The organism is Demequina litorisediminis, assembly GCF_030161615.1.
Lineage (GTDB): Bacteria > Actinomycetota > Actinomycetes > Actinomycetales > Demequinaceae > Demequina > Demequina litorisediminis.
In genome coordinates this window covers 1,767,248-1,794,239 of record NZ_BSUN01000001.1, presented here as the reverse complement: position 1 = coordinate 1,794,239, position 26,992 = coordinate 1,767,248, and the positions used below count along the sequence as shown (strand labels likewise).

The following is a 26,992-nucleotide window of genomic DNA, read 5'->3' as shown; positions in this document are numbered from 1 at the left end:
CGGGGCGTCACCCAACCGACATACGCCATAGGACTTTCGCCCTCGCGCAACGGGGGTCGCGGTGGAATGCTGGGCATGAAGGCCCACGACACGGAGGTCCACATGACACAGCATCCCTGGCAGACCCGCACTTCCGACGCCGCATCCGCGGAGGAGATCGACGGCATTGACCGATGGTGGCGCGCCACCAACTACCTGTCGGTCGGACAGATCTACCTGCTCGACAACCCGCTGTTGCGCGGTGGACTGCAGCGCGACGACGTGAAGCCGCGCCTCGTGGGGCACTGGGGCACCACGCCCGGCCTCAACTTCCTCTACGCGCACCTCAACCGCATGATCAAGGCGCGCCAGCAGCCCACTATGTACATCATCGGCCCCGGGCACGGCGGCCCCGGCCTGGTCGCCTCCAGGCTTCCTGGACGGCACCTACACCGAGACGTACCCGGACATCTCGGAAGACGAGGCGGGCCTTCGCCGCCTGTTCAAGCAGTTCTCGTTCCCCGGCGGCATCCCCTCGCACGTCGCTCCCGAGACCCCCGGTTCTATCCACGAGGGCGGCGAACTGGGCTACGCCCTCAGCCACGCATACGGCGCCGCCTTCGACAACCCCGACCTGCTCGTGGCCGCCATCGTCGGCGACGGCGAGGCCGAGACGGGCCCGCTCGCCACGAGTTGGCACTCGAACAAGTTCATCAACCCCGCCACCGACGGCGTGGTGCTGCCCATCCTGCATCTCAACGGCTACAAGATCGCGAACCCCACGGTGCTCGCGCGCATCGGCGACGACGAACTCGACGCCCTCATGCGCGGCTACGGCCACAAGCCCCACGTCTTTGTCGCGGGCTTCGACGACGAGAGCCACGAGTCGATCCACGCTCGCTTCGCCACCCTGCTGGATGAGGTCATGGATGAGATCGCGGCGATCAAGGCGGAGGCGGCCGAGAACCCTGCCATGGACCGCCCCATGTGGCCGATGATCGTGTTCCGCACCCCCAAGGGTTGGACGTGCCCCGACGCGATCGACGGCAACGTGACCGAGGGTTCGTGGCGCTCGCACCAGGTGCCGCTGTCCAGCGCACGCGACACCGAGGAGCACCTGCGCACGCTCGAGTCGTGGATGCAGGCCTACGGGCCCGACGACCTCTTCGACGAGGCCGGCGCCCCCAAGGCCGCGACCAGGGCGATGGCCCCCGAAGGCGATCTGCGCATGTCCGCGCGCCCCGAGGCGAATGGCGGCCTGGTCCTGCGGGACCTGCGCATGCCCGACTTCCGCGACTTCGCCGTCGACGTCCCCAACCCGGGGGCCGGCCAGGTGGAGGCGACGCGCGAACTGGGCAACTTCCTCAAGGCGATCATGGCCGCGAATGATGATAACTTCCGCATCTTCGCGCCCGACGAGCCTCGCCTCGAACCGCATTCAGGCCGTGCTCGACGTCACCGACAAGGTGTGGCAGGGCAGGCGTGAGGACGATGGCGCGCACACCGGACCGTCGGGCCGCGTCATCGAGATGCTGTCCGAGCACCAGTGCCAGGGCTGGCTGGAGGGCTACCTCCTGACCGGCCGCCACGGCCTGTTCACGTCCTATGAGGCGTTCATCCACATCGTCGACTCGATGTTCAACCAGCACGCCAAGTGGCTGAAGGTGTCTCAGGAGCCTGCCGTGGCGCCGTCCCATCGCCTCGCTGAACTACTTGTTGTCGAGCCACGTGTGGCGTCAGGACCACAACGGCTTCTCTCACCAGGACCCCGGCTTCATCGACCACGTGGTCAACAAGAAGGCGGAGGTGGTGCGCGTGTACCTGCCCGCCGATGCCAACACTCTGCTCAGCACCTACGACCACTGCTTGCGCTCGCGCGACTACATCAACGTCGTTGTCGCGGGTAAGCAGCCGGCGCCGCAGTGGCTCACGATGGACCAGGCGATTGACCACTGCACCAGGGGTCTTGGCATTTGGGAGTTCGCCTCCAACGTGCCGCTCGGCGAGGAGCCCGACGTGGTCATGGCCGCGGCCGGCGACGTCCCCACGTTGGAAATCCTCGCCGCGATCGACATCCTGCGTCGTGAGATTCCCGACCTCAAGATCCGCATGGTCAACGTGGTCGACCTCATGCGCCTGCAGCCCGAGAAGGAGCACCCGCACGGCATGTCGGACCGCGACTTCGACCAGGCTGTTCACCACGGACAAGCCGATCATCTTCAACTACCACGGCTACCCGTGGCTCATCCACCGCCTCACCTACCGCCGCAACGGCCACGCGAACCTTCACGTGCGCGGCTTCAAGGAGGAGGGCACCACCACCACACCGTTCGACATGGCGATGCTCAACGACATCGACCGCTTCCACCTCGCCATGGACGTCATCGACCGGGTACCGAGGCTGGGCACCCGGGCGGCGCAACTGCGCCAGAACCTCGAGGACAAGCGCCTCGAGGCCCGCCGCTACGCCCGCGAACACGGAGCGGACCTGCCCGAGGTGGCCGACTGGGTGTGGCCCGATGCCGGTCCCGAGGCGCGCGCCGCCATGGCCGGAACGCAGGACACGGGCGGCGACAACGAGTAGCACCCGCCACCGCTGACAGCGAGGGGCCGATGCCGTGGGTCACCACGGCATCGGCCCCTCGCCTGTGCGGCGACACGCCCAGAACGTGACGAAACTCTCACTTGCTGGGTGCGTGGCCGATGGGGCAACGGTCAGGAACACCCCATCCAGACCGAGGTACCCATGCCCCCTTCCGTATCCGTTCGAGCCTGAGGCTTCAACTGGTCACGTTCGGCGCCCTCGCCGTCCTCGCCACCTCAGGAACCCTCACCGTCATCGCCTCACACCAGGCATCCCAGTTCGCCGCCCAGGCCACCGCCGACGTGGAGCGACTGACCGACGAGAACCTCTCCCAGACCACGTCGACAGCGCTTGACCTGGTCTCCACGCAGGTGGAGACCGTGACCGACCGCATGGAGTCGGAGTTGGCCGTGGCTCTCGCCACGCTGGACTCCCTCGGCTCTCGGCACCGGCGACCCCGTCTCCTGGGAGGCCGCCGACCAGTCCACCGGCGACGTCGCGTCCGTGACGCTTCCAGGCATGGAGGTGGGCGGCGTGCCCGTCGGCCAGGTCGCGTCGTTCGACGACCCCGCCGTCGCTGTCGATGAGATCACCGCACTGCTCGGCGCGTCGGCGACCCTCTTCCAGCGCATGAACGACGAGGGCGACATGCTTCGTGTCGCCACCACCGTCACCGGTGCGGACGGCGGGCGCGCCATCGGCACGTCGATCGGGGCCACCAACGCGGACGGCACCCCGAACGCCGTCGTGGGCGCCCTGCTCGCGGGCCAGTCGTACTACGGCACCGCCACCGTCGTCGGCCAGCAGTACGTGACGGCGTATGCGCCGCTCACCGTGGGCGACGAGGTGGTGGGCGCCCTCTTCGTTGGCCTGCCGCAAAGCGAGGTGGACGCGCCGCTGCGGGAGTCGCTCGCGCACGTGACGGTAGGCGCCGACGGCTACGTGACCGTCCTCGCCTCCGACGGCACGTGGGCGGTCCCGCCGCCTGGCGCAGCAGCCGGCGACGCGGTCGATGCCGAGATGGCGTCAGCCATGACCGAGGCCGCCCAGTCGGAGGCTGCCTCGGTGCGGCTGACCGGGACGGCGGGCCCCGCCCAGGTCAAGGTGGCGTCGTTCGCGCCGTGGGGCTGGACCATCGGGGCGTGGGGGTTCGACTCGGACCTGCGCGCAGTGCCGGACGGGCTGGAGGCGGGCATCGCCTCTCTCACCTGGCGCCTGATCGGCGCCGGGCTCGCGGTCACCGCACTCGCCGTGGCCTTCATCGTGGTGGCGTCCGGCCGCATCGTGCGCCGCATCGGGCATCTCACCGAGGCGCTGCGCCGCGTAGCCGACCATGACCTCTCACGCGAGGTGACCGGCGAAGGCACCGACGAGATCGGGCGGATGGGCGACGCGCTCGGCGCCACCATCGTCAGCATGCGCACCACGGTGAGCAGCCTGCGCGACGGCGCCTCCGCGGTCCACGGCACGGCCCTGCAACTGGGCGGCTCGAGCACCAGCCTCCAGCAGGTGGCCGCGGGCACTGCTTCCCACGCGGGAGGCACAGCCGAGACATCGGCCTCTATGAGCGCAGAGGTCCAGGCCGTCACCGCGGCCATGACCGAGATGCGTGCCTCCATCGAATCCGTGGCCCGCGACGTCCAGGCGGCGTCTGGTGAGACCCGCACCGCAGTCGACACCACCGACGAGGCCGCGGCACTCACGGGCCGGCTGGGTGACTCCTCGTCCCGCATCGCCGAGGTCCTCAAGGCCATCACGGCGATCGCGGCGCAGACCAACCTGCTTGCGCTGAATGCCACGATCGAGGCCGCCAGGGCGGGCGAGGCGGGCAAGGGATTCGCCGTGGTGGCGGGCGAGGTCAAGGATCTCGCGCAACAGACTGCGGTGGCGATTGACACGATCAGGCCCGTCCTCGAAGAGGTGGCGTCCGACTCCGCCGAGGTGAGGGACGCCGTGGAGCGGGTGGCGGCATCGATCGCGCTGGTCAACGAGCACCAGACGTCAATTTCGGCCGTCATCGAGGAGCAGACCGCGACCACCTCGGAGATCGAGCGCAACCTCATCGTCGCCGCCGGAGGCGCCAACGACATCTCCGACGCGGCGCACGAACTGGCACTGTCCGCGCAGGACGCCCAGCGGGGCGCAAGCGACGTGGGCGTTGCCGTCGCCGAGCCTCACCACGATCGCGACCGATCTGGCCGCCGGGGTCGACACCTTCCGTCTCGCCTAGGTCTGTCGCGCACATAGCGAGGGGCCGATGCCGTGGTCACCACGGCATCGGCCCCTCGCTCGTGTGGCGCCTAGCGCCGCCTAACCTCGCGCGAACGCGTCGCGCAGGCTTCATGCGTCCTCCGGTGTTGAGGACCGCGCCCGCGTAGACGCGGCCGGCCACCCACACCAGAACGGGGATCGCGATGACGCACAGGCCGATCGCGAGCGCGGTCTCCCACGGGGCGATGGCGCCGAACGCAGCCCGCATCGGCACCATGAAGGGCGCGAAGAAAGGCACCTGCGTCAAGACCGAGGTAAGCGGGCCGTCGGGATCGCTGGGGACCAGGTAGATCGCGAGGTACAGCGGCACCATCATCAGCAGCATCATGGGCGTGGTGACCGCGCCGATGTCCTCCTGGCGTGACACGAGAGCCGCGAGTCCGCCGAAGAACACGGTGAACAGCGCGAAACCGAGCACGAACCAGATGCTGAAGTTCGTCAGGAGCGCGCCCACGCCGATCGACAGATCACCCAGGAGCCCCAGGTACCAGGACGCAAACAGCAGCGGCACGATCATCGCGGCCGCCTGAACCAGCGCGTACAGCCCCACGCCAAGCACCTTGCCGCCGAGCAGGATCGCGGGGCGCACGGTGGCCAGCAGGATCTCCACGACCCGCGAGGACTTCTCCTCGACCACGCCCATCATGATGACCGACGAGGCTCTGAATCAGCACAAAGAACAGGATCAGGATCACCACGAAGCCCGCGAAGAACTCGCCGGAGTCGAAGCTGCTGCTGCCGTCGCCCAGGAGCTCGACGGTGGGGACGGACGCCGCGAGCGCCGTCGATACCGCGGCCGGGTCGCCGCCAAGCGCGGTGACCTGAGCGTCGAGCACGGCGGCCTGGGTCGCCGCCTGCAGGATGCCTGCGAGAGTGTCGTCCCCGTCCTCGACGTACAGCGTGGGCGACTCGACGGGGCCCACCACCAGCGCGGAGACATCCTCGCCCAGTGCGGGCTCCGCCGGCGCGTTGGCCTCCTCGAAGACGTAGTCCGCGTCCTGCGCCTGGGCGGTGGCGTCCAGGTACGGCACGAGCGCCGCGGCCGTGGCGGTGTCCACCTGCACCACGGCGGGCTCACCGTCATCGGCGAGGAAGGGCTTGGCGACGATGGCGCCGATCACGATCACCGCGATCATGATGGCGGACGAGATGATGCTCGCCTTGGACAGGGTGCGGACGCGGAACTCGCGCCGCGCGATCAGCCACACGGTGTTCATGCTGCCTCCTCCGGAGCGCTCACCACATCCTGGAACAGTTCCGTGAGGCTGGGCCGCACGGGGGCGAACGATGTGACGGTGCCGGACTTCATGGCCGCGGCGAGGCCCGCCTGGGCTGCCTCGGCCGACGCCGCCTCAACGCGCCACGCGCCGGGTCCTTCCTGCGTCACGGTGACCGCAGCGACGCCCGCCTCCCATCCAGCAGGCAGGGAACCGGAAATCTCCCACAGGGGCCGGTCGGTGGCGCGCAACTCGTCGATGGTGCCCTGGGCCACGAGCCGCCCCGAGCGGACGATGCCCACGCGGTCGCACAGCCGCTCCACGAGCTCCAACTGGTGCGAGGAGAAGATGACGGGCACCCCCGCCGCCGCGCGGTCGCGCAGCACCTCGCTCATGACGCCGACGGCGACCGGGTCGAGACCCGAGAACGGCTCGTCGAGGACCAGAATCTCCGGCCCGTGCACCAGCGCGGAGGCGAGCCTGCACGCGCTGCTGGTTGCCCAGCGACAACTTGTCCACCTCATCGCCGCGACGCTGCTCGACCCCGAGCACCTCGGTCCAGTGCTCCATGGCGGAGGTCGCGTCGCGCTCGCTCAGGCCGTGCAGCCGGGCCAGATAAGTAGGCTGCTCCCCCACCTTCATGCGAGGGTAGAGGCCGCGCTCCTCCGGCATGTAGCCGATGTGGCGGCGCACCTCGAGATCGACGGGCTTGCCATTCCACGTGACGACGCCCGCATCGGGCCGCAGCACGCCAAGGATGATGCGCATCGTGGTGGTCTTGCCGGCGCCATTCGAGCCAACGAAGCCGAAGAGTTCGCCTCCGGCGACGCTAAACGAGACGTCGTCGAGGGCGCGCAAGTCGCCGTACGACTTGGAGAGATGTTCCAGGTGAAGATCGGGCACAGGGGTCTCCTGGTGAGGGTGGCGAGGGGACCGAACGAGCCTAGCCAGGTCAAATGCTGGCTGTCGTCATCCCCGCGGACGATGTGCCCTGCGCGGCGCCGCCTGGCCCGATGGCGTGACCGTCATCGTCGCCGTCCTCGGGCTCACGCCGGAAGATGACCTTGAAGATCGGGTAGAAGACGAGGACCGAGATGCCGGCGTTGATGAGCATCGTGGTGAGGTCACCAAGGGTCTCGCCCGTCGCCCCCAGCCCCCACGTGTCGATGAACAGGTCGTAGATGGGGGTCTTGTAGAAGCCCTGGGCGACCGCGGCGACAAACGTGATCACCACGTACGCCACCACGTACCAGGCGGCGGCGCGCCACGGGTTGGTGTTCGACTTGAAGGTGACGTTGCGCTGCAGGAAGAAGTTGATGGTCTGGGCGACGGCGATCGTGACCTGGACGGCCAGGAAGTACGCGAGCCCGCCGCCACCATCGGGCAGCGCCCCCGCCGGGTAGTCGAACACGAACGTGTCGCCGATCGGCATGACCTGCATGTTGACGTCGACAAGATCGGTGCCGTTGAACCCGGCCTTCAGCACCGGCATCAGCACGAGCCTGCAGGACCGTCATCGCCGTGTTCACGCCCATGAAGACGATGAACTGTGCGGTCTCGGGCCGGCGCTCGGCGAACCGCTTCCACGGACGAAGAATCTTTCGGAACATGGTGGCCGCCTTGATCAGGCCTCGCCTCACCCCGCGGCGGGATGCCTGCGGGGCGTCACGAGGGTGCGGCCGTCAGCGTATGGTCGCGCGCTGCGCCGCGGCCGCGACGTCGCACGACCTGTCGCGAGGACAGCATCTCCTGCGCGAATGACCTGTCAGCGGGGTGTAGGCACAGCAAAGGCGTGTGGCCGATGCGGTGGTTGACACCGCATCGGCCACACGCCTGAGCGCAGCGATCAGGAGGGGTGGTAGGGCGACACCACCACGTCGATGCGCTGGAATTCCTTGAGGTCCGAGTAGCCCGTGGTGGCCATCGAACGCCGCAGGGCACCCATGATGTTGGTGGTGCCGTCGGCGAGGTGGCCGGGTCCGTGGAGGATCTCCTCGAGAGGCGCCACGGTGCCGACCTCGACACGCTCGCCGCGAGGCGCTCGGAGTGGTAAGCCTCCTGGCCCCAGTGGTACCCGCGGCCGGGGGCCTCCTCGGAACGCGCGAGGGCGGCGCCGAGCATGACGGCATCGGCGCCACAGGCGAAGGCCTTGACCAGGTCACCCGAGCGACCGAGGCCGCCGTCGGCGATGACGTGCACGTAGCGGCCACCTGACTCGTCGAGGTAGTCGCGACGCGCGGCGGCGACGTCGGACACCGCGGTCGCCATCGGCGCGTGGATGCCGAGCGTGGCGCGGGTCCGCTGCGCCGAACCGCCACCGAAGCCCACGAGCACACCCGCGGCACCGGTCCGCATGAGGTGCAGGCCCGCCTGGTAGGTCGAGGCTCCACCGACGATGACGGGCACGTCGAGGTCGTAGATGAACTTCTTGAGGTTGAGTGGCTCCACCTCGGGCGAGACATGCTCGGCGGACACCGTGGTGCCGCGGATCACGAACAGGTCGACGCCCGCCTTCAGGACCGTCTCGTAGTGTTCCTGGGTGCGCTGAGGGCTGAGCGCGCCAGCGACGGTGACGTCGGCGGCGCGGATCTCGCGCAGGCGCTCTGCGATGAGCTCGCCCTTGACCGGCTCGCGGTAGATCTCCTGCATGCGGGCCGTGGCGGCGATGCCGTCGAGCCTGCGCAATCTCCTCAAGCAGCGGCGTCGGGTCCTCGTAGCGCGTCCACAGCCCCTCGAGGTCGAGGACGCCGAGCCCGCCGAAGCGACCCAGCGCGATCGCGGTCGCGGGACTCATCACGGAGTCCATAGGTGCGGCGATCACGGGGATGTCGAACTGGAAGGCATCGATCTGCCAGTTCAGCGACACCTGCTGCGGGTCGCGGGTACGGCGCGAGGGCACCACCGCGATGTCGTCGAAGGAGTAGGCGCGGCGCCCCCGCTTGCCGCGTCCGATTTCGGTCTCGTAGGCTCACCGCCCCAGCCTATCGGGCGCGGGAGCCCCGCGTGCCTGGCATCGGCCTGCGGCGGGCCGATGCGTGGAGTCGCCAGGCGATGTCGGCACCGCGTGGGAGAGTGTTACCATGACTTGGCTCGACGAGACCATGGTGGGCTTCGACACCGAAACGACCGGAGTGTCCACGGCGCATGACCGCATCGTGACCGCCGCGATCCTCACGCGCACCGGCGGCGAGACCACCGCGCGCACGTGGCTGATCGACCCCGGCGTCGAGATTCCCGCGCGCGCCACCGAGGTGCATGGCATCACCACCGCACATGCCCGCAAGCACGGCGTGCAGCCGTCCACCGCGCTCGAGGAGATCGCGTCGATCCTCGCCGCCGCCATGGGTGCCGGGTTCCCGCTCGTCGCGTTCAACGCACAGTTCGACCTGTCCATCCTGGAAAGCGAGGCTCGCTCGCCACGGCCTGCCGTCGCTCGCCTCGCGCCTGCCCGGCGGCGAAGTGGCACCGGTGGTCGATCCGCTGGTGCTCGATCGCCACCTCGACCGCTACCGACGTGGCCCCCGCAAGGCTCCTCAACATGTGCGAGCACTACGGCGTCGCGGTGGTCGCCGACGACCTTCACGCCGCTGATGCAGACGTGGCCGCCACCCTTGATCTTTTGCCCGCCATGGCCGCGAAGCACCGCGCGCTGGGCGAGGTGGAGCTCGCTGACCTCCAGGGCCAGCAGGTCGAGGCTCATCGCGTGTGGGCGACGGAGTTCGCGTCGTGGCTGCGCTCCAAGGGACGCACGGACGACCTTCCGCGACCCGAGTGGCCGGTGAGCGTCTGACGGGTTCTTCCCGGGGCTAGAGTCGGAAGGGACTCAACGAGGAGGCCCGGATGAACCCATCCATCAGCGCCGAGGCGACCCTGACCCGGGGCCCGCTCGACGACGCGAAGGCACAGGCTCGCCCAAGCAGTGGCGCAGGCTCGACGTCAGCGAGGGCGTGCACCGCATGCTCGCCACATCCCGGCGGGAGATGGCGGTGGCCGTACCGCTGCGCCGCGACGACGGCTCGATCGCCGTCTACGAGGGATTTCGCGTCCAACACAACTTCTCGCGCGGTCCCGCCAAGGGCGGCCTGCGCTTCTCCACCGCCGTGGACCTCGACGAAGTGCGCGCGCTTGCGATGTGGATGACCTGGAAGTGCGCACTCGTCGACGTCCCCTACGGCGGTGCCAAGGGCGGTGTGGCCATCGAGCCGCGCGAGCACTCGCTCGGCGAACTCGAACGCGTCACCCGCCGCTACACCTCCGAGATCCTGCCCATCATCGGGCCCGACATGGACATCCCGGCGCCGGACATCGGCACCGACGAGCGGACGATGGCGTGGATCATGGACACCTACTCGGCGTCGAAGGGCCACACCGTGCCCGGCGTCGTGACGGGCAAGCCGATTGCGCTCGGCGGCTCACTCGGCCGCGCCAGCGCCACCTCCCGCGGCGTCGCGCACGTGGCCCTGCTCGCCATGGCGAGCAGGGGCTCGACCCTGCGAGGACATCGGCCGCCGTCCAGGGGTTCGGCAAGGTGGGCCGCGACGCCGCTCGCTTCCTGCAGGAGGCGGGCGTCACGGTGGTCGCCGTGTCCGATGTCGACGGGGCCGTCATCAATGAGCGAGGCCTCGACGTCACGGGCCTCGCGGCCCACGTCGACGCCACGGGATCCGTGCGCGGATTCGAGCGTGCCGACGAGCCTGGACCGCGACGCGCTGCTCACGCTCGACGTGGACGTGTTGGTGCCCGCGGCCCTGGAGGGCGTCATCACTGAAGACAACGCCGCGCAGGTCAGGGCGAGCATCGTGGTGGAGGGCGCCAACGGTCCCACCACGCAGGCGGCCGACGAGATCCTCACCGACAGGGACGTGCTGGTGGTGCCCGACATCCTTGCGAATGCGGGCGGTGTGATCGTGTCCTACTTCGAGTGGGTCCAGTCGAATCAGGCGTACCAGTGGCGCGAATCCGAGGTAAACGACAGGCTCGCGGAGCGCATGACGAACGCCTGGCACGCCGTCGTCGAGCATGCGGGCGCGCACCGCATCACCTATCGCGAGGCGGCCACGGCGTTGGCGGTGAGGCGCGTCATCGAGGCACACGACCTCCGCGGCCTCTACCCCTGACCCGCGCCCGTCCCTGCTCTTCCCCGCTCCGCCCGAAGACATCTGTTGGCTCCCGTTCGATTGGCCCACGCCTGTGACCCATGTGCACGGTGTGCACAATGAGCACGTCACACCGACCTCACCGAGCACACCCGTCACAGGTGTGGGCCAAACGGATCTCCAGGAGGGAGTGTGGGCGGTTCAGGAGGCCAGGACGCGGATCAGCATGCCCACCGAGACCACGACGATCAGCACGCGCAGCACCAGCGGGTTCACGCGCAACAGGATGTGCGAGCCGATGTACGCGCCGATGAGCCTGGCCGACGATCATCACGGCGCCGATCGCCCAGATCATCTTGCCCGCGAGCGCGAACACCAGCAGCGAGGCGACGTTGGTCGCGAAGTTGAGGGTCTTCGCCACCGCAGTCGCGCGCCTCAGCGGCAGCGCACGCAGCGCCACTCCAGACAGGGCGAAGAGCGAACCGGTGCCTGGTCCAAACGCGCCGTCGTAGGCGCCGATCACCGGTACCACCGCCGCCTCGTAGGTGCGGTCCTCGATGCGAGGTGCGGGCGGCGGCTCATGCGACTTGGGCACGAACAGGAAGTACGCGGCGATGAGCGCGAGCACCACGGGGATGACCACCTCGAGCGCATCCGTCGAGACGAACAGGATCGCCACCGACCCTGCCGCAGACCCGAGGAATGCCCACAGCATGGGCCGCCTGACATCGGCAAGGCGCACCCCGTGACGCCGAATCACCTGCGTGGTCGCCATGAACGTCCCCGCAGTGCCCTGCAGGCTTGTTGGTGCCGAGCGCCTGCAACGGCGGCACCCCCGCGAGCAACAGTGCGGGCACGGTGATGAGCCCACCCCCACCGGCGAGGGTGTCGAGGCACCCGGCGAGCAGCGCGACGATTCCGAGAACCGCGAGCAGGCGCCAGGTGGTCTCCACCCGGGGTTACCGTCCCTGGTAGTTAGGCGCCTCGACCGTCATCTGGATGTCGTGCGGGTGGCTCTCCTTGAGGCCCGCCGCCGTGATGCGCACAAACTTGCCACGCGAACGCAGTTCGTCGATGGTCCGCGCCCCGACGTAGAACATCGACTGCCCCAGGCCACCCACCAGGCGGCGGGCGACGTTGTGCAGCGAACCCTTGAACGGCACGCGACCCTCGATGCCCTCGGGGATGATGTCGTCGTCGCTCGGGGCATCGGCCTGGAAGTAGCGGTCCTTGGAGTACGAGACGCGTCCACGCGACGCCATCGCGCCGAGCGATCCCATGCCGCGGTACGACTTGTACTGCTTGCCGCCCACGAGCACCAGGTCACCGGGCGCCTCGGCACAGCCTGCGAACAGCGAACCGATCATGACGGACTCCGCACCGGCGACCATCGCCTTGGCGATGTCGCCCGAGTACTGAAGTCCACCATCGGCGATGACGGGCACGCCCGCGGGACCGGCGGCCTGGTAGGCCTGCCACACGGCGGTGATCTGGGGAACACCCACGCCTGCCACCACGCGAGTGGTGCAGATCGAGCCGGGGCCCACGCCCACCTTGACGGCGTCGACGCCCGCGTCGACGAGAGCCTGCGCGCCCTCGCGGGTCGCGACGTTGCCGCCGATGACCTGCACGTGGCTGGTCGCCGGGTCGGACTTCAGGCGCTTGATCATGTCGATCATGGCCTGCGCGTGACCGTGAGCGGTGTCGACGACCAGGGCGTCAACCCCTGCCTCGACCAGCGCAACGGCGCGTTCCCAGGCGTCACCGAAGAAGCCGACGGCGGCCGCGACGCGCAGACGTCCCTGCTCGTCCTTGGTGGCCTTGGGATAGCGCTCGGTTTTGACGAAGTCCTTGACGGTGATGAGGCCCGTGAGGCGGCCATCGGCGTCCACCAGCGGAAGCCTTCTCGACCTTGTGCTTGGCGAGAAGGTCGGCAGCCTCGTCATTCGAAATGCCCTCGGTGGCCGTGATGAGCGGCATGGGTGTCATGGCCTCGCGGACCTTGAGCGAGTCGTACTCGGCGTGGTCGACGAAGCGAAGGTCGCGGTTGGTGATGATGCCGAGCAGGCGCCGGTCCTCGTCGACCACGGGGAGGCCGGAGACGCGGTACTTGCCGCACAGGGCGTCGAGGCTCGGTGAGTGTCGCCTCGGGACCCACGGTGACGGGGTCGGTGATCATGCCGGACTCCGAGCGCTTCACGATCTCGACCTGGTGCGCCTGGTCCTCAATGGACAGGTTGCGGTGCAGTACGCCGATGCCACCCTGGCGGGCCATGGCGATGGCCATCCTGGCCTCGGTGACGGTGTCCATCGCCGCGCTCAGAAGCGGGGTGGCGATGCGGATGTCGCGGGTGAGGCGGGTCGAGGTGTCGACCTCGGAGGGAATGACGTCGCTCTGTCCGGGGAGGAGGAGGACGTCGTCGTAGGTCAGGCCAGTGAAGGCGAAAGGATCGTTGAGCCTCGGGCGCCATGGCCAGATTCTACGTGGGTGCGCCGACGTGAGCGAACGGCTCCCAGGCGCCCTATTCCGCCACCCCGGGATCGCCCTCGACACCGCCCCGGACACCGACGTGGGGCGCCCGGAGAAACACTCGGTGAACTGGACAAAAGGGGCTAGCCAAACAGTGTTCTTCCAGGTATGAATGTGTCTAGATGGCGTTGTCGGGCCGAGGCCCCCACCCCGGTGGTGGCCTCTGGGCCGGTCTGTGTGAACACCGACGGACTGTGACTCAACGACGAGTCGCGGCCAGTCTCGATGGGAGATAGGAGCGCGCCATGGAATCGATTGCAAGGCTGCCTGCGCCGACGCAGGACCAGTGGGAATGGCAGTACGAGGGTGCGTGCCGCGAGGCCGACCCGGACCTTTTCTTTCACCCTGAGGGCGAGCGAGGTGCGGCGCGAAGGCGTCGCGCGGAGGCCGCCAAGCAGTACTGCGCACGTTGCCCGGTCCTCGATATGTGCCGCGAGCGCTCGCTCGACGCGCGCGAGCCGTTCGGCGTGTGGGGAGGCATGAGCGAGGACGAGCGTCACGCCATGCTCGCCGGCCGTCTCAAGCAGGCAAGCCTAGCCCGTACAGCAGGAAGGGCCCCGGACCAGTGGTCCGGGGCCCTTCGCGTGCGCGAGTGCGATTACTGCACGACGCCGAGCAGGTCGCGCGCCGAGAGGATCAGCAGGCTCCTCGCCGCCGTACTTCACCTCGGTGCCGCCGTACTTCGAGTAGATGACCTTGTCACCCACCGCGACGTCAACCGGGATGCGGTTGCCGTTGTCGTCGACGCGACCGGGTCCCACCGCAAGGACGACGCCCTCCTGGGGCTTCTCCTTGGCGGTGTCGGGGATGACGAGGCCGGACGCGGTGGTCTGCTCGGCGGCAGAGGGCTTCACCACGACCTTGTCCTCAAGAGGCTTGATAGAGACCGACACAGCGGACCTCACCTTCCATGATCCATGACAGATGTGTGTATCGCGGCTCCTCGTCCGACCTGCCGTCGCGGGGGTCAGAACGGCCGATGGAGGCCACGTGTCCCGTTGCCGGAACGATCCCAATTTAGCACTCACCCCCTCGAGTGCTAACCGTTCTCCGGGTGTTCACCGCCCGCGAACCGGGGCGTGGAAGGATCGGGGCATGGATACCGCCACCGCCCGCTTGCTGACGTCTCCGGACGGTATCGCGCTGGTCGATGCACTACCGCCCTACGACGAGCGGCTCTCGCTCGGCATCGGCGAGTCGATGCGGGCCCAGGGCGTGGAGCCTGCACTCGTTGCCGCGGCCCTCACTCAGTCGCGACTCAGGACGGCTGCTCGGGCCAAGTTCGGGGACTTTGCCGGAGGCATGCTCCTCACCCAGGATGGGCTGGAGCAGGCCACGCGCCTGGAGGTGGCCGCCCGCCACGCTGCGCGCTTTCGTGACGCGGGGCTGGGGTCGGTCGCCGACCTGACGTCGGGTATCGGCGCCGATGCGATGGCGTTCGCGGCCCTCGGCATCGATGTCACCGCCATCGAACGCGACGAGGCGACCGCCCTCCTGGCCGACCACAACCTCCGCCACTGGGACCATGCTCGCGTGGTGCACGCCGACTCCATGGAGATCGCCGCGCGCCTCGACGTCGACGCCCTGTTCGCCGACCCCGCCAGACGGACCGCGCGCGGGCGCCGCCACGACCCGAAGGACTACTCCCCCGCGCTCGATGACGTGCTGGCGCTCAGGGCGACTCACCCGGCGCTTGGCATCAAGGTGGGGCCCGCGATCCCCCACGACGCCGTGCCTGCCGATGCCGAGGCCGAGTGGGTCTCCGTCGACGGCGCGGTGGTGGAGGCGGCGCTGTGGCACGGCCCGCTCGCATCGGCGCCTGGTCACGCGGCGCTGGTGCTTCGCTCGGGCGACGCGCATCGCCTGACGGGCTCGACCGCCCAGGCCGAGGCCGGCAACCTCGGCGAGTACCTCTACGAGCCCGACGGCGCCGTCATCAGGGCGGGTCTCGTCGCCGAGGTCGCGGCGCGCATCGGCGGCCATCTGGTGGACCCGACGATCGCCTACCTCACCACCGATGCAGCGGCGGAGACGCCCTTCGCGCGCGGCTACCGGGTGCTCGACACGGTTCCCCTCAAGGCCAAGGCGATCGCCTCGGCACTGCGAGCTCGTGGTGTGGGCACCGTCGATATCAAGAAGCGCGGAGTCGACATCACGCCGGAGCAACTGCGACCGCAGTTGAAGGCTCAAGGGCGACGAGCGCCTGACGGTCATTCTCACGCGCGTGGCGGGCCGGCGCCTCGCACTCCTCGCCCACCCGCTTGAGGAACGTTAGCGCTCCTGGGCGGCGCGCAGCACCTTGCTCACCATCTGCTGGCTGGTGCCCATCTCCCGCGCGATGGAGCTCTGCGACTGCCCGGCGGCGTGCGCGGCGCGAACGCGCGCCCTGGCGGCGACATCGAGCGCACCGGCCCGCCCAGCCGTCGAGCCACCGCGACGCCCGGCCATGATCGAATCGACGCTCGCCTTCGAGATGCCCAGGCCCGATGCCACCTCGGCTCGCGCCTCCCCCTCACCCACGCGCCGGCGCACCTGCGCCACCACCTCGTCCGTGAGCCTGACGCGTGGCGACGCCTGCGTGCTCCGCGACGCGCGAGGCGGCTTGGCCGGAGCCTGCGCGAGCGGGCCGCCTGCATCGGCCCGTGTCCTGCCCGTCACGAGCGCGGAGACGGAGGTCTGGGACACGCCGAACGCGACCGCGAGGTCGGCCTGACGCTCTCCGGTCGCGTAGCGCTCGCGCAGCCGCGCCACGTCGTCGTCGCTGAGCCGTGTCATGGGCCCCATGCTAGGGGCGCCTGCCGTCGCAGCGCCGGGTCAGGCACCCCACAGGAGCGCGACGGCCAGCGCCAGCATCACGACCGCGACACCCGCATCCAGCACCCGCCAGGCCCCGGACGCGACAGCACGCCCGACAGGAGACGTGCACCATAGCCAAGCGCCGTGAACCACACGAACGAGCCAACGATGGCGCCCGCCGCGAAGAGCCACCGCGCGTCGCCGTAGGTGCCGGCCACGGAGCCCAGCAGCACCACCGTGTCCAGATAGACGTGCGGGTTGAGCCAGGTGATCGCAAGCGTGGTGAGCGCGACGGCGCGAGGCCCCACGCCACCCCGGCGGGCCGCGTCGGCATCGAGCCCCTCCTCACCGCCCACCCAGGCGCGGCGCGCCGCGAGCAGTCCGTACGTGGCGAGGAAGGCGGCTCCCCCAGACGTGCGACGGTCTCGATCCAGGAGTGGGCCGAGATCAGCGCGCCGAGCCCTGCCGTCCCTGCCGTGATGAGAATCGCGTCGGACAGCGCGCAGACGAGCACCACGACCACCACGTGCTCGCGCCGCATCCCCTGACGCAACACAAAGACGTTCTGAGCGCCGATGGCCGCGATCAGCGAGAGCCCGAGCCCCAGGCCCGCGAGGAAGGTCATGACCGCGACGCTAATGGCGCGGACTCATAAGCACCACCAAGGATTTCTTGAGTTGCCTTAGCCTGACTTCATGAAGGTTCCCGTCGACCTTGCCCACACGCTCGCCGTCGCGGTCGAGGAAGGCACCCTCGACGCCGCTGCGCGCAGGCTCCACCTGACCCAGTCCGCGGTGAGCCAGCGGCTTGCGACCCTCGAGCGGCTCACGGGCCAGGTGTTGCTCGTCCGCTCACGCCCGGTGCGAGCGACCGCCGCGGGCGAACAGGTGGTGCGCTACGCGCGGCAGGTGGCGCACCTCGACGCGGACCTCGCGGGCCGCATCGGCGTCGAAGCGGGGCACCCCACGGTGGCCCTCGCCGTCAACGCGGACTCCCTCGCCACCTGGATCCTGCCCGCCCTCGCGACCGTGGCTACCCGCCACGGCGTGCTCCTCGACCTGCACCGCGAGGATGAGGGACACACCACCGCCCTGCTTGCTGATGGCACCGTGACCGCCGCGGTCACCACGGTCGCCGCGCCGGTCCCCGGCTGCACCGTCACCGCGTTGGGACGGCTGCGCTACCGTGCGGTGGCGGCACCCGAGTTCGCCGCGCGGTGGTTCCCCGACGGGGCGACGGCCGAGGCGCTGCGTGCCGCCCCCGTCCTCGACTTCGACAGGCGCGACACCCTCCAAAGCCGCTATCTCGACGGCCGCGGCATTGAGCCCAGCGCGCCCCCGCGGCATTACGTGCCGTCCTCGACGGAGTTTGCACGCGCTATCGCGCTCGGCCTGGGGTGGGCCATGTTGCCCGATGCCCAACGCCAGGGTCTGGACCTGGTGGACCTTGGCGGGGAGCCCGTCGCGGTGACGCTGTACTGGCAGCAATGGCGCACGCACTCGGCGACGCTCGCAGACATTGCAGCCGAGGTGGCGGCCGCGGCCCGCACCGCCCTCGAGCCAGCCACGTAGGGCCGCCGCGCGCACCACAAAATCCTGCCCACGTCACTGGCGGCCCGTTGCCGGTCGACCGCCCGCGGCGTTGCGCAACAAGATTGTGGTGCGGACGGCGCCCTGCTCGTCGCTACCGGCAGTCGGGTGCGGGTAAGTCCAGCGACACCGGCCAGTCCCCCCGCGCCGACGCCGCGCCAGTGAGAATGTCAGCGAGCGCAGCCATCGCGGGAGCGGAACGCCCGTAAAGCCCCAGGTAGGCGTCCGCCTTCGAGCCCTCGAGACCCCAGGGTCCCGCCAGCGCGACCACCACGTCGCCCACGCCCGTACCGGTGTCCGTCCCCAGGAGCATCACCCTGGTGCCACCGCTGCCGACGGTGACGCCACGCTGGGTCAGCGCCGCCGCGAGCCGCGCGCGATCCCCGTCCGTGCCTCCCGCGAGTGTCACGGAGTCGCCCACCAGCACCGCGCCGCAGTGCTTCGCGGCCAGGCTGGCCCCGGCCACGGCGAAGTCTCGCGCAGAGCCTCGCCGCGCCACCGGACGCCGTGCCGCCAGCCGCCACGCCACCGCCAGCGGCCTTGCCTCCCGAGCCGGCGCCGTCCAACGAACCCTGCCAGCGTCCGGCGAGGATGACGCGACTGAGCGCGTCGTCGAGCCGGGAGCGCGGCACGTCACCATCGCGGATGGCGTCCACGATGGCATCCCGCGCCGCTCGCGGGTCCGCAGGCATGAGGAGGACGTCGGCTCCGGCCGCGAGCGCGGCGACGGCCGCGTCGCCCGGCACCGAGGCCACCGCACCCATGTTGAGCGCGTCCGTGACAGCGAGCCCCGTGAACCCCATCTCGTCGCGCAGGTAGGCATAGGCCTGCGGGTCAAGCGTCGCTGGCAGATTGCCCCATGCTTCGACGGCGATGTGCCCCATCATCACGGCCGGCGCGCCCGCGTCGATGGCCTCCTGGAAGGGCACCAGGTCACGCGCACTGAGAGCCGCGATCGACGCCGACTGCGTGGGGATTGCGGCATGGGAGTCGGTGGAGACCGAGCCGTGCCCAGGGAAGTGTTTGACGACGGGAACGATTCCTGAGGCGAGATAGCCGTCGACGGCCGCGATGACGGTGTCGGCAACGCGGGTGGCCGAGTCACCTGCGGATCGGGAACGAATCGTGGGGTCGGTCACTCCGGTGGTGACGTCCGCGACGGGGGCGAAGTCCATCGTGAACCCCAGGCTCCGCGAGGCCCGCGGCCTGGTGCTCGTAGGCGGCGGTGACGTCCGCGGACGCTGCCGCCCCTGCCGCCATGAAGCCCGGCAGCGTCGGGATGACGCCGCCGAGGCGCGACACGATGCCGCCTTCCTCGTCGACGCCGATCATCGCGCCCCAGTCGCGGGGCATCGCGGCGTTCGCGGCGGCGGTGAGGCGGGCGACGGCGTCGGCGTCGCCGTGACCTTCCATGAGGATGACTCCGCCGAGGCTGAGGTCGCTCACGAGCGCGCCAAGCGCCGCCTCATCCGTGGATGACCAGGACGCGACGATGACCCGCCCGGCCGCTTCCTCGAGCGGCAGCGCGCGCGCCTCGGCGAGCGCCGCCTCACGCTCCGCACGGGTGGGGTTCCAGGCGGGCCGATGAGGGGTCACCGTGACCAGGGGCTCACCAGGGGCCGCGGCGGCGACCGCCGTCGGCGCGTTCACGGCGCCGATGACGTCGGCGCCGTCCGCGACAGGAGCATCGGCCGCCTGTGGGGTCGCAGTGGGCGAGGCGGAAGCGACGGCCGCGACGGCATCGGCCACCAGGGTCTGCGCGGGGTCGACGACAGGCCCGAGCGAGCCGATGCCCCACCAGGCAAGCGTGGCTGCGCCGAGGGCCGCGACGGGCCCAAGCAGGGAGCGCACGCCCCCTAGGCCACCACTCGCGTCAGCGGCATCGACGAGTCGACGCCGTAGCCGAGGCTCGACGGCGCGAGGCCACGGCGTACCGCGGCGGAGCCGAGGGCCGCAATCATGGCGCCGTTGTCCGTGCAGTAACGGATGGGCGGGATGCGCACGTCGATCCCGGCCTCCTCACCACGCCTGGTCGCCATCTCGCGCAGGCTGCGAGTTGGCGGAGAAACCGCCGCCGACGACGAGGGTGTCGATCCCGTGTTCGCGGCACGCATTCAGGGTCTTCATCACGAGGACATCAGCCACCGCATCGGCAAAGGACGCGGCGACATCGTTGACGGGAATCTCGCGGCCGGCGTCGCGCTCGCGCTCGACCCACCTGGCCACCGCGGTCTTGAGGCCCGAGAACGAGAAGTCGTAGGCGTGCTTCTCCTGGAACTTGGGGGCCGTGAGCGCGCGAGGGAACGGGATGGCGGTGGGGTCACCTTCGCGGGCAAGGCGGTCAATGTGCGGGCCGCCGGGGTACGGAAGCTCGAGCAGGCGGCCCACCTTGTCGAAGGCCTCGCCAGCGGCGTCGTCGAGGGTGTGGCCCAGTTCGGTGACCTGGGTGGCAACGTCGTCGATCTTCAGCAGCGACGTGTGACCCCCGGAGACCACGAGCGCCATGACCTTCTCGGGAAACTCGCCGTGGACCAGTTCGTCGACGGCGGCGTGGCCGATGACGTGGTTGACCCCGTGCAGCGGCTTGCCTAGCGCGACGGCGAGGGACTTGGCGGCGGCGTTGCCCACGGTGAGGGAGCCGACCAGCCCGGGGCCTGCGGCCACGGCGATCGCGTCGACGTCGCTCAGGGTCTTGCCCGCGCGGCTGAGCGCCTCCTCGAGCGTGGGAACGAAGGCTTCAAGGTGTGCGCGCGAGGCGACCTCGGGGACGATGCCGCCGAAGCGCGCATGCTCATCCATCGACGACGCGGTGACGTCAACCAACAGATCGGTGCCTTGGACGAGCGCTACGCCCGTCTCGTCGCACGTGCTCTCGATGCCCAGTACCAACGGATCCACGTCATGGAGTCTAGTTGCCGCCCGTCACCCCGGACCCCCGCGGCGGGATTCTCGTCGTGTACCGCCTGACGCGAGTCACAGGGATCCGCATGACGATGAGAAGATGGTTGACATGTCCACCAACTTTGCGATCGATGCCGCCGCGCGCGCGATCCTCTTCACCGATGCCCGCTCGAACCTGGTGTTCGCGGACCGGCCGGTCGCCATGGAGACCGTGCGCGACGTCTGGGACCTCATCAAATGGGGACCCACCGCGAACAATACGGTGCCGCTGCGCGTCCTCGCCGCCACCTCCGACACCGCGCGGGCCGCCGTCCTCGACGCCGCCGCCGCGGGCAACCGCGACAAGATCGCCGCTGCCCCGCTGGTGCTGGTGGCCGCGCGCGACGAGCGCTTCCACGAGACCTTCGGCATCACGGGTGGTTCCGAGACGGCCGCGGCGCGCTTCGAGGCGGACCCCGAGACTCGCACCCGGTTCTCGCACACCAACACCATGCTGCAGACGGGCTACCTCATCCTGGGGCTCCGTGCCGCGGGGCTCGCGGTGCGCCCCGTCGGAGGGTTCGACCGCGCCGCGCTCGATGCGGCACTCTTTGCCGACGCTTCATGGCGCTCGGAGCCTGCTTCTGCTGGTGGGTCACCCCGCGCAGGAGCACGGTGCGGGCGAGCGCAAGGGCCGCATCGGCGCCGATGCCGCGGTGCGCGAGGCATGACGGCCGGCGCCACCGCGCCGGGCGACACCGCCCGCGCGCGCCTCACGGGCATCGGCCGCGCGTACGCGATCCTCGCCCTCGTGGAGGCGATCACCTGGACCGGGCTACTCATCGGTATGGGAGTCAAGTACGGGCCCCAGACCACCGAGATCGGTGTCACCGTCTTCGGCCCGCTGCACGGCATCGCCTTCCTGGCTTACGCCGCGGTGACGGTGATCGCCGCCGTGCGCCTGCGCTGGGGTCTCGGCGTGACGCTCCTTGCGCTCGTGGCCGCCGTCCCGCCGCTCACCACCCTTCCCATGGAGATGTGGCTGCGCCGCACCGGACGGCTCGCGCCCCGCTGATGCGCGGATCAGCCGACCCGCTCTCCCGCTAGTCGCGCAGCCTGAGCCGCATGACGAGGGCGTCAAGCCCCTCGGGCTGGTAATACCGGGGCCGCACACGCACATCCTCGAAGCCGTGGTCGCGATACAGAGCGAGCGCGGCGGCATTGGTCGTCGCGACCTCCAGCCACGCATCGGGCGCGCTCAGCCGCCTCGCCTCGGCGAGAAAGTCGCCCATGACGACGCGCGCGAGTCCGCGCCTGCGTGCCTCCGGGGCGATCGCGAGGTTCATGAGGTGGAACGCGTCGCCCTCGAACCCGTACACGGCATAGCCCGCAAGCACCCCGTCCACCTCCACCCCTCGCCATCGCGAAAAGCCGTGGAGGAAGTCCTCGCGAATGAGGGACGGCGACCAGGCCGAGAGGCCGAAGATCTCGATCTCTCGCTGCGCCACCCAATCCAGATCCGCCTCGGTGAGGTCACGCAGGGACACCAGGCCCGCATCCTCGGGCGTGGTGTCCGCGTCAAACATGGTGCTCAGGCGCCGGGGACGCCGTGGACGTCGGGGCGGCGCAGGTACATCGGCTCCACCGGGAGGTTCGCGTCGCCTGCGGCGAGGGCACGGACCGCGCAGCGTGCCAGCCACGTGGGGTCGACGTCTCCACCCTCGGCGGCGGGGAACACCTCGGGGTACAGCAGGGCTCCACGGCCGATGACCGCGCCGGAAGCAACGACGTCGGCGGGCGCCGTGACCTGCGGGCCGTCGAGCCGCACGCCGTCACGGTAGGTGGCCCAGTAGACCTCCTTGCGGCGAGCATCGGCGACCACAGTCACCTCCGAGCCGTGCGCCGCTGCCAGTGCATCGAGCGAGCAGACGCCATGCACGGGCACGCCCCAGGCGAAGCCGAGGGTGCGAGCGGTGACAAGGCCCACACGCAGGCCCGTAAAGGGTGCGGGACCCGTCCCCACCACAATCCGCGACACGTCAGCACCGGTGGCCCCTGCATCGGCCATCACGTGCTCCACGAAGCCGCTGAGCAGGCTCGGCGTGGCCGCGCGGGGCGAACTCCGCTCGCTCGGCGAGGACAGTGTCTGCGGTCTCGTCGGTCAGCGCGACGGACACGGAGGCGGAGGTGTCGATGGCAAGGATCACGGCAAAAGCCTAGTTCGCGTCAAGCGTGACGTCCGACCAGCGCGGACCATGCCCGATGACGCGAACCTCACGCACGCCCACGTCGGGGTTCGCCAGGTCGACGTCGCCCCCGCGCTCGCGCGTGAGGGTCAGGTGGAGGCGATCCTCGGCAAGCTGCTCAGCCTTGTCCTCGCCCCACTCGACCACGGTGATGGAGTCCTCCAGGGTCGAGTCGAGGTCGAGGTCGTCGAGCCTCGGCGAGCGAGCCAAGGCGATACGCATCGACGTGGATCAGTCCGGGCCCGCCCACCTCGGACGGATGGGTCCGCGCGATGATAAACGTGGGGCTAGCGACAGGGCCGCGCACGCCGATGGCCTCGCCGAGGCCCTGCGTGAACGTGGTCTTTCCCGCGCCGAGGTCACCGCTCAGGATGAGCAGGTCGCCGGGGCGAAGGAGCGGTGCGACCTGCCTGGCGGCGAAGGCGCGCATCGCCTCGGCATCGGGAATCGTGACGGTCGCGTCAATCATGCGCTCTCCTTGGGTCGCAGCCCACCGAAGCGGCACACGACCTCGTAGTTGATGGTGTCGGCGGCCTCGGCCCAGTGCGTCGCGGTGGGGCCGTCGGGGCCGATGAGGGTCGCCACATCTCCCTCGCGCACCTCCGTCGCAGGGCCAAGATCAACGACGAACTGGTCCATGCAGACGCGCCCGGCGATCGTGTAGCGGCGCCCACGGATCTCCACCTCGGCACGGTTGCCCGCCGCTCGGTAGACGCCGTCCGCATACCCGGCGCTGATGAGTCCCAGCGTGGTCGGGTACGGCGTCACGTACTGGTGGGCGTAACTCACCCCTGGCCGGCGGGCACGTCCTTCACGAGCACCACCCGCGAGCGCACCGCCATCGCGGGGCGCAGGCCAAAGTCGTGCCCGTCGGGATCGGGAATGGGAGGGAGCCCGTACATCGCGATGCCGGGGCGCACCAGGTCGAAGTGCAGGCTCGGGGCGCGTGAGGGTGCACGCGGAGTTGGCGATGTGGCGCACCTCGAGTTCCACGCCGCGCTCCCCGAGGAGCATCAGCGCGCTGCGGAAGTTGTCGGCCTGGACGTCGATGGTCTCGTGCCCCGGCTGGTCGGCCCACGCGAGGTGCGTCCACGCGCCGACGATCCGGACGAGTCCCTCGGCCTGGGCCGCGAGCGCGAGATCCACGAGGCCCGGCAGCGCGGGAAGGGTGACGCCCTCGCGTCCCAGACCGGTGTCGATCGCCAGGTGAACCCGCGCGGGAAGTGTGAGGTCGCGGGCGGCGGCGATGATCGCGCCCAGGACCTCAGGCGACGACACCGACATGTCGACGTCTGCGGCGATGAGGGCCCTCGCGGGGACCTCGGTGCCGAACAACCAGGTGAAGATGCGCCCTGAGTCGCCAGCCGCTCGCAGGCTCGAGCGCCTCGCCCGGCTGGGCAACGCCGAGCCAGGCCGCACCCCCGCACGCGCAGCAGCGGCGGCGGGCACCAGCCCGTGCCCATAGGCGTCGGCCTTGACGACAGCCATCACGGCTGCCCCCTCGGCCATGCCACGCAGGACCTCAACGTTATGGGTGATCGCGTCGTAGTCGACGGTGATCTCCAGGGCGCTCATCGTTCTCCTTCCGCGACCACCACCGCGGAGGCGATACCCGCATCGTGCGACAGGGACAGGTGGAGGTGCGTGATGCCCAACTCGTGTGCGCGCGCCGCGACTGTGCCACGCATCGTCATCACGGGCCGCCCGGACTCCTCACGCAGCACCTCCGCGTCATGCCAGTGGAGTCCCGCGGGGGCGCCGAGAGCCTTCGCGAGCGCCTCCTTGGCGGCCCAGCGTGCCGCCAGCGACCGCGTGCCGAGCGTGCGCTCGCCGGGGGTGAACACTCGCTCCACGAAGGATGGCGAGCGCTCGATGGTGGCCTCGAAGCGCGCGATCTCGACCACGTCGATGCCGAGCCCCAGGACGGCCATCACTCGACCGTGACGGACTTTGCCAGGTTGCGGGGCTGGTCGACGTCGTAGCCCTTGGCGCTCGCCAGGCTCGTGAGCGAAGATCTGCAGCGGGATGACGGACAACAGCGGCGTCATGAGCACGGGTGCGCTCGGCACAAAGAACGTGTGGGCGGCGTGGTCGGCGGCGACGACGTCGCCCTCCTCGGCGATGACGAGGGTCCTCGCACCGCGCGCACGCACCTCCTGCACGTTGGACAGCACCTTCGAGTGCAGCGACTCGCGTCCACGCGGGCTCGGCACCACGACGAAGACGGGCTGGTCCTGCTCCACCAGGGCGATGGGGCCGTGCTTGAGGCTCGCCTGCCGCGAAGCCCTCGGCGTGGATGTACGCGAGTTCCTTGAGCTTCAGCGCGCCTTCCAGTGCCACGGGGAAGCCCACGTGCCTGCCGAGGAACAGGACGGTCCGCTCATTCGCCATCGAGCGCGCCACCTCACGGATGGGCTCCGAGGTGTCGAGGACCCGCTGAATCTTGGCGGGGATGGCGTCGAGCTCCGCCAGGAGTGCGTCGATCTCGTCGGGGAACTTGTTGCCCCGCAGGCTCGGCAAGGTAGATGCCGAGCAGGTACCCGGCGGTGATCTGCGCGAGGAATGCCTTGGTGGAGGCCACCGCGATCTCGGGGCCGGCGCGGGTGTACAGCACCGCATCGGCCTCGCGCGCGATGGTGGAGCCCTGCGCGTTGACGATGCCGATGACGGTGGCGCCCTGCTGCTGCGCGTGGCGGACCGCCATGATCGTATCCATCGTCTCGCCCGACTGGCTCACGGCGACCACGAGGGTCTTCACGGACACGATCGGGTCGCGGTAGCGGAACTCGTGCGAGAGCTCGACCTCGACGGGGATGCGGGTCCAGTGCTCGATCGCGTAGCGCGCCACCTGGCCCGCGTAGGAGGCGGTGCCGCACGCGATGATGATGATCTTGTCGATGGACTTGAGGATGTACTCGTCCACCATGCCCTCGTCGAGCTTGAGGCGACCACGGTCGTCGAGGCGGCCGCGCAACGTGTCGGCCACCGCCGCGGGCTGGTCGTAGATCTCCTTCTCCATGAAGGTGGCGAAACCGCCCTTTTCGGCAGCGGCCGCGTCCCAGTCCACGTGGTACGGCTCGCGCTCGATCACGGCGCCGTGAGCGTCGGTGACGATGACCGCCTCGGGGGTGATCTCGACGACCTCGTCCTGGCCCAGGCTCGAGCGCGGTGCGGGTGTGCTCGATGAACGCCACCACGTCGGAGCCGAGGAAGTTCTCCCCTCCCCCAGTCCCACGACGAGCGGGGAGTTGCGGCGCGCTCCGACCACGACGTGAGGCTGCTCGGAGTCCACGGCAAGGAGCGTGAAGGCGCCCTCGAGGCGACGGGCGGCGGCCCGCATCGCGTCCGCGAGGCTCAGCCCCGAGGCGACGAGCGAACCCAGCAGGTGGCCGGCTACCTCGGTGTCGGTGTCGGAGATGAAGTCGATCCCCTGAGCCGCGAGGCTCGTTACGCAGTTCGCCATGGTTTTCGATGATGCCGTTGTGGATGATCGCGATGCGGCCACCGAGCGCGAGGTGGGGGTGTGCGTTCGCGTCCGTGGGCGCGCCGTGCGTCGCCCACCGCGTGTGCCCGATGGCGGCCGATGCGGCGGGCAGCGGCGTTTCGGCGATCGCGGTGGCGAGGCGTTCGAGCTTGCCCGCCTTCTTCGCGGTGGCGACGCGTTCGAGGTCGTCGGCGACGAGCGCAATACCCGCCGAGTCGTAACCCCGGTACTCAAGTCGGGCGAGGCCGCCCATGACAACGCCCTGCGCGCGCTCATCCGCCGCGCCGGCGCCCACGTATCCGACGATTCCACACATAGGC

21 protein-coding genes and 11 pseudogenes are annotated in these 26,992 nt (G+C 69.9%); 11 read left to right on the top strand and 21 right to left on the bottom strand.

Annotated elements, in window-relative coordinates; translation table 11 throughout:
• The first annotated feature begins 102 nt into the window (after positions 1–102).
• The 3 genes and pseudogenes from QQK48_RS11130 (at position 103) to QQK48_RS11120 (ending at position 4,810) form a co-directional block, all read left to right on the top strand.
• Positions 103–2,563, top strand: a pseudogene (locus QQK48_RS11130) (phosphoketolase family protein).
• A 101-nt stretch (positions 2,564–2,664) separates the two neighbouring features.
• Positions 2,665–3,150 carry a hypothetical protein gene (locus QQK48_RS11125; RefSeq protein ID WP_284328489.1) on the top strand — a complete coding sequence of 162 codons (486 nt, stop codon included), beginning with the start codon at positions 2,665–2,667 and terminating at the stop codon, positions 3,148–3,150.
• Positions 3,068–4,810 carry a methyl-accepting chemotaxis protein gene (locus QQK48_RS11120; protein WP_284328488.1) on the top strand — a complete coding sequence of 581 codons (1,743 nt, stop codon included), beginning with the start codon at positions 3,068–3,070 and terminating at the stop codon, positions 4,808–4,810. The genes QQK48_RS11125 and QQK48_RS11120 overlap by 83 nt, the downstream gene beginning before the upstream one ends.
• A gap of 19 nt (positions 4,811–4,829) precedes the next feature.
• Here QQK48_RS11120 and QQK48_RS11115 read toward each other — a convergent pair whose 3' ends face one another.
• The 4 genes and pseudogenes from QQK48_RS11115 to QQK48_RS11100 all read right to left on the bottom strand — a co-directional run bounded on the left by QQK48_RS11115 (position 4,830) and on the right by QQK48_RS11100 (position 9,004).
• Positions 4,830–5,477, bottom strand: coding sequence for an ABC transporter permease (locus tag QQK48_RS11115; RefSeq protein ID WP_284329380.1), 648 nt, complete (start codon positions 5,475–5,477; stop codon positions 4,830–4,832).
• A gap of 570 nt (positions 5,478–6,047) precedes the next feature.
• Positions 6,048–6,954 (bottom strand): annotated as a pseudogene (locus QQK48_RS11110) (ABC transporter ATP-binding protein).
• A 49-nt stretch (positions 6,955–7,003) separates the two neighbouring features.
• A complete protein-coding gene (locus tag QQK48_RS11105) occupies positions 7,004–7,543 on the bottom strand; it encodes a hypothetical protein (protein ID WP_284328487.1) in 540 nt (179 codons plus the stop codon).
• Between the two features lie 354 nt (positions 7,544–7,897).
• A pseudogene (locus QQK48_RS11100) lies at positions 7,898–9,004 on the bottom strand (GuaB3 family IMP dehydrogenase-related protein).
• Positions 9,005–9,131: 127 nt separating this feature from the next.
• On the opposite strand from QQK48_RS11100, the gene QQK48_RS11095 reads away from it, so the two are divergent.
• The 4 genes and pseudogenes from QQK48_RS11095 (at position 9,132) to QQK48_RS11080 (ending at position 11,168) form a co-directional block, all read left to right on the top strand.
• On the top strand, positions 9,132–9,833 hold the full coding sequence (locus QQK48_RS11095; protein ID WP_284328486.1) for an exonuclease domain-containing protein: 702 nt from the start codon (positions 9,132–9,134) through the stop codon (positions 9,831–9,833).
• 174 nt (positions 9,834–10,007) lie between these two features.
• Positions 10,008–10,343, top strand: a pseudogene (locus tag QQK48_RS11090) (Glu/Leu/Phe/Val dehydrogenase dimerization domain-containing protein); the annotation flags it as partial.
• Between the two features lie 38 nt (positions 10,344–10,381).
• Positions 10,382–10,819, top strand: coding sequence for a hypothetical protein (locus QQK48_RS19945; protein ID WP_348523784.1), 438 nt, complete (start codon positions 10,382–10,384; stop codon positions 10,817–10,819).
• The gene (locus QQK48_RS11080) at positions 10,734–11,168 is read left to right on the top strand and encodes a Glu/Leu/Phe/Val family dehydrogenase (RefSeq protein ID WP_284329378.1); all 435 of its coding nucleotides are present in this window, start codon (positions 10,734–10,736) and stop codon (positions 11,166–11,168) included. The genes QQK48_RS19945 and QQK48_RS11080 overlap by 86 nt, the downstream gene beginning before the upstream one ends.
• Before the next feature lie 118 nt (positions 11,169–11,286).
• Here QQK48_RS11080 and QQK48_RS11075 read toward each other — a convergent pair whose 3' ends face one another.
• The 3 genes and pseudogenes from QQK48_RS11075 to guaB form a co-directional block, all read right to left on the bottom strand.
• Positions 11,287–12,018, bottom strand: coding sequence for a TSUP family transporter (locus QQK48_RS11075; RefSeq protein WP_284329377.1), 732 nt, complete (start codon positions 12,016–12,018; stop codon positions 11,287–11,289).
• Positions 11,972–12,100 (bottom strand): annotated as a pseudogene (locus QQK48_RS21805) (sulfite exporter TauE/SafE family protein); the annotation flags it as partial. The gene QQK48_RS11075 and the pseudogene QQK48_RS21805, both read right to left, overlap by 47 nt.
• Positions 12,101–12,106: 6 nt before the next feature.
• Positions 12,107–13,626 (bottom strand): annotated as a pseudogene (gene guaB / locus QQK48_RS11070) (IMP dehydrogenase).
• 296 nt (positions 13,627–13,922) lie between these two features.
• On the opposite strand from guaB, the pseudogene QQK48_RS11065 reads away from it, so the two are divergent.
• A pseudogene (locus tag QQK48_RS11065) lies at positions 13,923–14,195 on the top strand (WhiB family transcriptional regulator); the annotation flags it as partial.
• A gap of 80 nt (positions 14,196–14,275) precedes the next feature.
• On the opposite strand, the pseudogene groES reads toward QQK48_RS11065, so the two are convergent.
• Positions 14,276–14,570 (bottom strand): annotated as a pseudogene (groES, locus tag QQK48_RS11060) (co-chaperone GroES).
• A gap of 202 nt (positions 14,571–14,772) precedes the next feature.
• Between groES and QQK48_RS11055 the strand changes: the two are divergent.
• Positions 14,773–15,942: a THUMP-like domain-containing protein gene (locus QQK48_RS11055; protein ID WP_348523591.1), complete on the top strand. Its 1,170-nt coding sequence runs from the start codon at positions 14,773–14,775 to the stop codon at positions 15,940–15,942.
• Between the two features lie 6 nt (positions 15,943–15,948).
• Here QQK48_RS11055 and QQK48_RS11050 read toward each other — a convergent pair whose 3' ends face one another.
• Both QQK48_RS11050 and QQK48_RS11045 read right to left on the bottom strand, forming a co-directional pair.
• A complete protein-coding gene (locus QQK48_RS11050) occupies positions 15,949–16,452 on the bottom strand; it encodes a hypothetical protein (RefSeq protein WP_284328485.1) in 504 nt (167 codons plus the stop codon).
• Between the two features lie 39 nt (positions 16,453–16,491).
• Positions 16,492–17,098, bottom strand: a pseudogene (locus QQK48_RS11045) (LysE/ArgO family amino acid transporter).
• Positions 17,099–17,168: 70 nt separating this feature from the next.
• On the opposite strand from QQK48_RS11045, the gene QQK48_RS11040 reads away from it, so the two are divergent.
• On the top strand, positions 17,169–18,044 hold the full coding sequence (locus QQK48_RS11040; protein ID WP_284328484.1) for an ArgP/LysG family DNA-binding transcriptional regulator: 876 nt from the start codon (positions 17,169–17,171) through the stop codon (positions 18,042–18,044).
• 188 nt (positions 18,045–18,232) lie between these two features.
• On the opposite strand, the gene QQK48_RS11035 is transcribed toward QQK48_RS11040, so the two are convergent.
• The 3 genes and pseudogenes from QQK48_RS11035 to tsaD all read right to left on the bottom strand — a co-directional run bounded on the left by QQK48_RS11035 (position 18,233) and on the right by tsaD (position 20,960).
• A complete protein-coding gene (locus tag QQK48_RS11035; RefSeq protein ID WP_284328483.1) occupies positions 18,233–19,237 on the bottom strand; it encodes a glycoside hydrolase family 3 N-terminal domain-containing protein in 1,005 nt (334 codons plus the stop codon).
• Positions 19,164–19,913 carry a glycoside hydrolase family 3 N-terminal domain-containing protein gene (locus tag QQK48_RS11030; protein ID WP_284328482.1) on the bottom strand — a complete coding sequence of 250 codons (750 nt, stop codon included), beginning with the start codon at positions 19,911–19,913 and terminating at the stop codon, positions 19,164–19,166. Before QQK48_RS11030 ends, QQK48_RS11035 begins: the two co-directional genes overlap by 74 nt.
• A 5-nt stretch (positions 19,914–19,918) precedes the next feature.
• Positions 19,919–20,960: pseudogene (tsaD, locus tag QQK48_RS11025) on the bottom strand (tRNA (adenosine(37)-N6)-threonylcarbamoyltransferase complex transferase subunit TsaD).
• A gap of 103 nt (positions 20,961–21,063) precedes the next feature.
• Between tsaD and QQK48_RS11020 the strand changes: the two are divergent.
• Complete coding sequence (locus tag QQK48_RS11020; RefSeq protein WP_284328481.1) at positions 21,064–22,017, top strand: malonic semialdehyde reductase; 954 nt, start codon at positions 21,064–21,066, stop codon at positions 22,015–22,017.
• Between the two features lie 28 nt (positions 22,018–22,045).
• Here the strand turns inward: QQK48_RS11020 and QQK48_RS11015 are convergent, their stop codons facing one another.
• The 8 genes and pseudogenes from QQK48_RS11015 to glmS all read right to left on the bottom strand — a co-directional run bounded on the left by QQK48_RS11015 (position 22,046) and on the right by glmS (position 26,988).
• Positions 22,046–22,528 (bottom strand): GNAT family N-acetyltransferase, encoded by a 483-nt coding sequence (locus QQK48_RS11015; protein ID WP_284328480.1) that lies wholly within the window; start codon positions 22,526–22,528, stop codon positions 22,046–22,048.
• A 5-nt stretch (positions 22,529–22,533) separates the two neighbouring features.
• Entirely contained in the window at positions 22,534–23,010 is a 477-nt protein-coding gene (gene tsaB, locus QQK48_RS11010) for a tRNA (adenosine(37)-N6)-threonylcarbamoyltransferase complex dimerization subunit type 1 TsaB (protein ID WP_284328479.1), read from the bottom strand.
• Positions 22,982–23,149 (bottom strand): hypothetical protein, encoded by a 168-nt coding sequence (locus tag QQK48_RS11005; RefSeq protein WP_284328478.1) that lies wholly within the window; start codon positions 23,147–23,149, stop codon positions 22,982–22,984. The genes tsaB and QQK48_RS11005 overlap by 29 nt, the downstream gene beginning before the upstream one ends.
• Before the next feature lie 9 nt (positions 23,150–23,158).
• Complete coding sequence (locus QQK48_RS21800) at positions 23,159–23,335, bottom strand: hypothetical protein (protein WP_431308335.1); 177 nt, start codon at positions 23,333–23,335, stop codon at positions 23,159–23,161.
• The gene (tsaE, locus tag QQK48_RS11000) at positions 23,307–23,657 is read right to left on the bottom strand and encodes a tRNA (adenosine(37)-N6)-threonylcarbamoyltransferase complex ATPase subunit type 1 TsaE (RefSeq protein WP_431308334.1); all 351 of its coding nucleotides are present in this window, start codon (positions 23,655–23,657) and stop codon (positions 23,307–23,309) included. The genes QQK48_RS21800 and tsaE overlap by 29 nt, the downstream gene beginning before the upstream one ends.
• A complete protein-coding gene (gene alr, locus QQK48_RS10995; protein ID WP_284328477.1) occupies positions 23,654–24,763 on the bottom strand; it encodes an alanine racemase in 1,110 nt (369 codons plus the stop codon). The genes tsaE and alr overlap by 4 nt, the downstream gene beginning before the upstream one ends.
• Positions 24,760–25,119 carry a holo-ACP synthase gene (locus QQK48_RS10990; RefSeq protein ID WP_284328476.1) on the bottom strand — a complete coding sequence of 120 codons (360 nt, stop codon included), beginning with the start codon at positions 25,117–25,119 and terminating at the stop codon, positions 24,760–24,762. Before QQK48_RS10990 ends, alr begins: the two co-directional genes overlap by 4 nt.
• Positions 25,119–26,988: pseudogene (glmS, locus tag QQK48_RS10985) on the bottom strand (glutamine--fructose-6-phosphate transaminase (isomerizing)). The gene QQK48_RS10990 and the pseudogene glmS overlap by 1 nt, the downstream one beginning before the upstream one ends.
• Positions 26,989–26,992 lie beyond the last annotated feature (4 nt).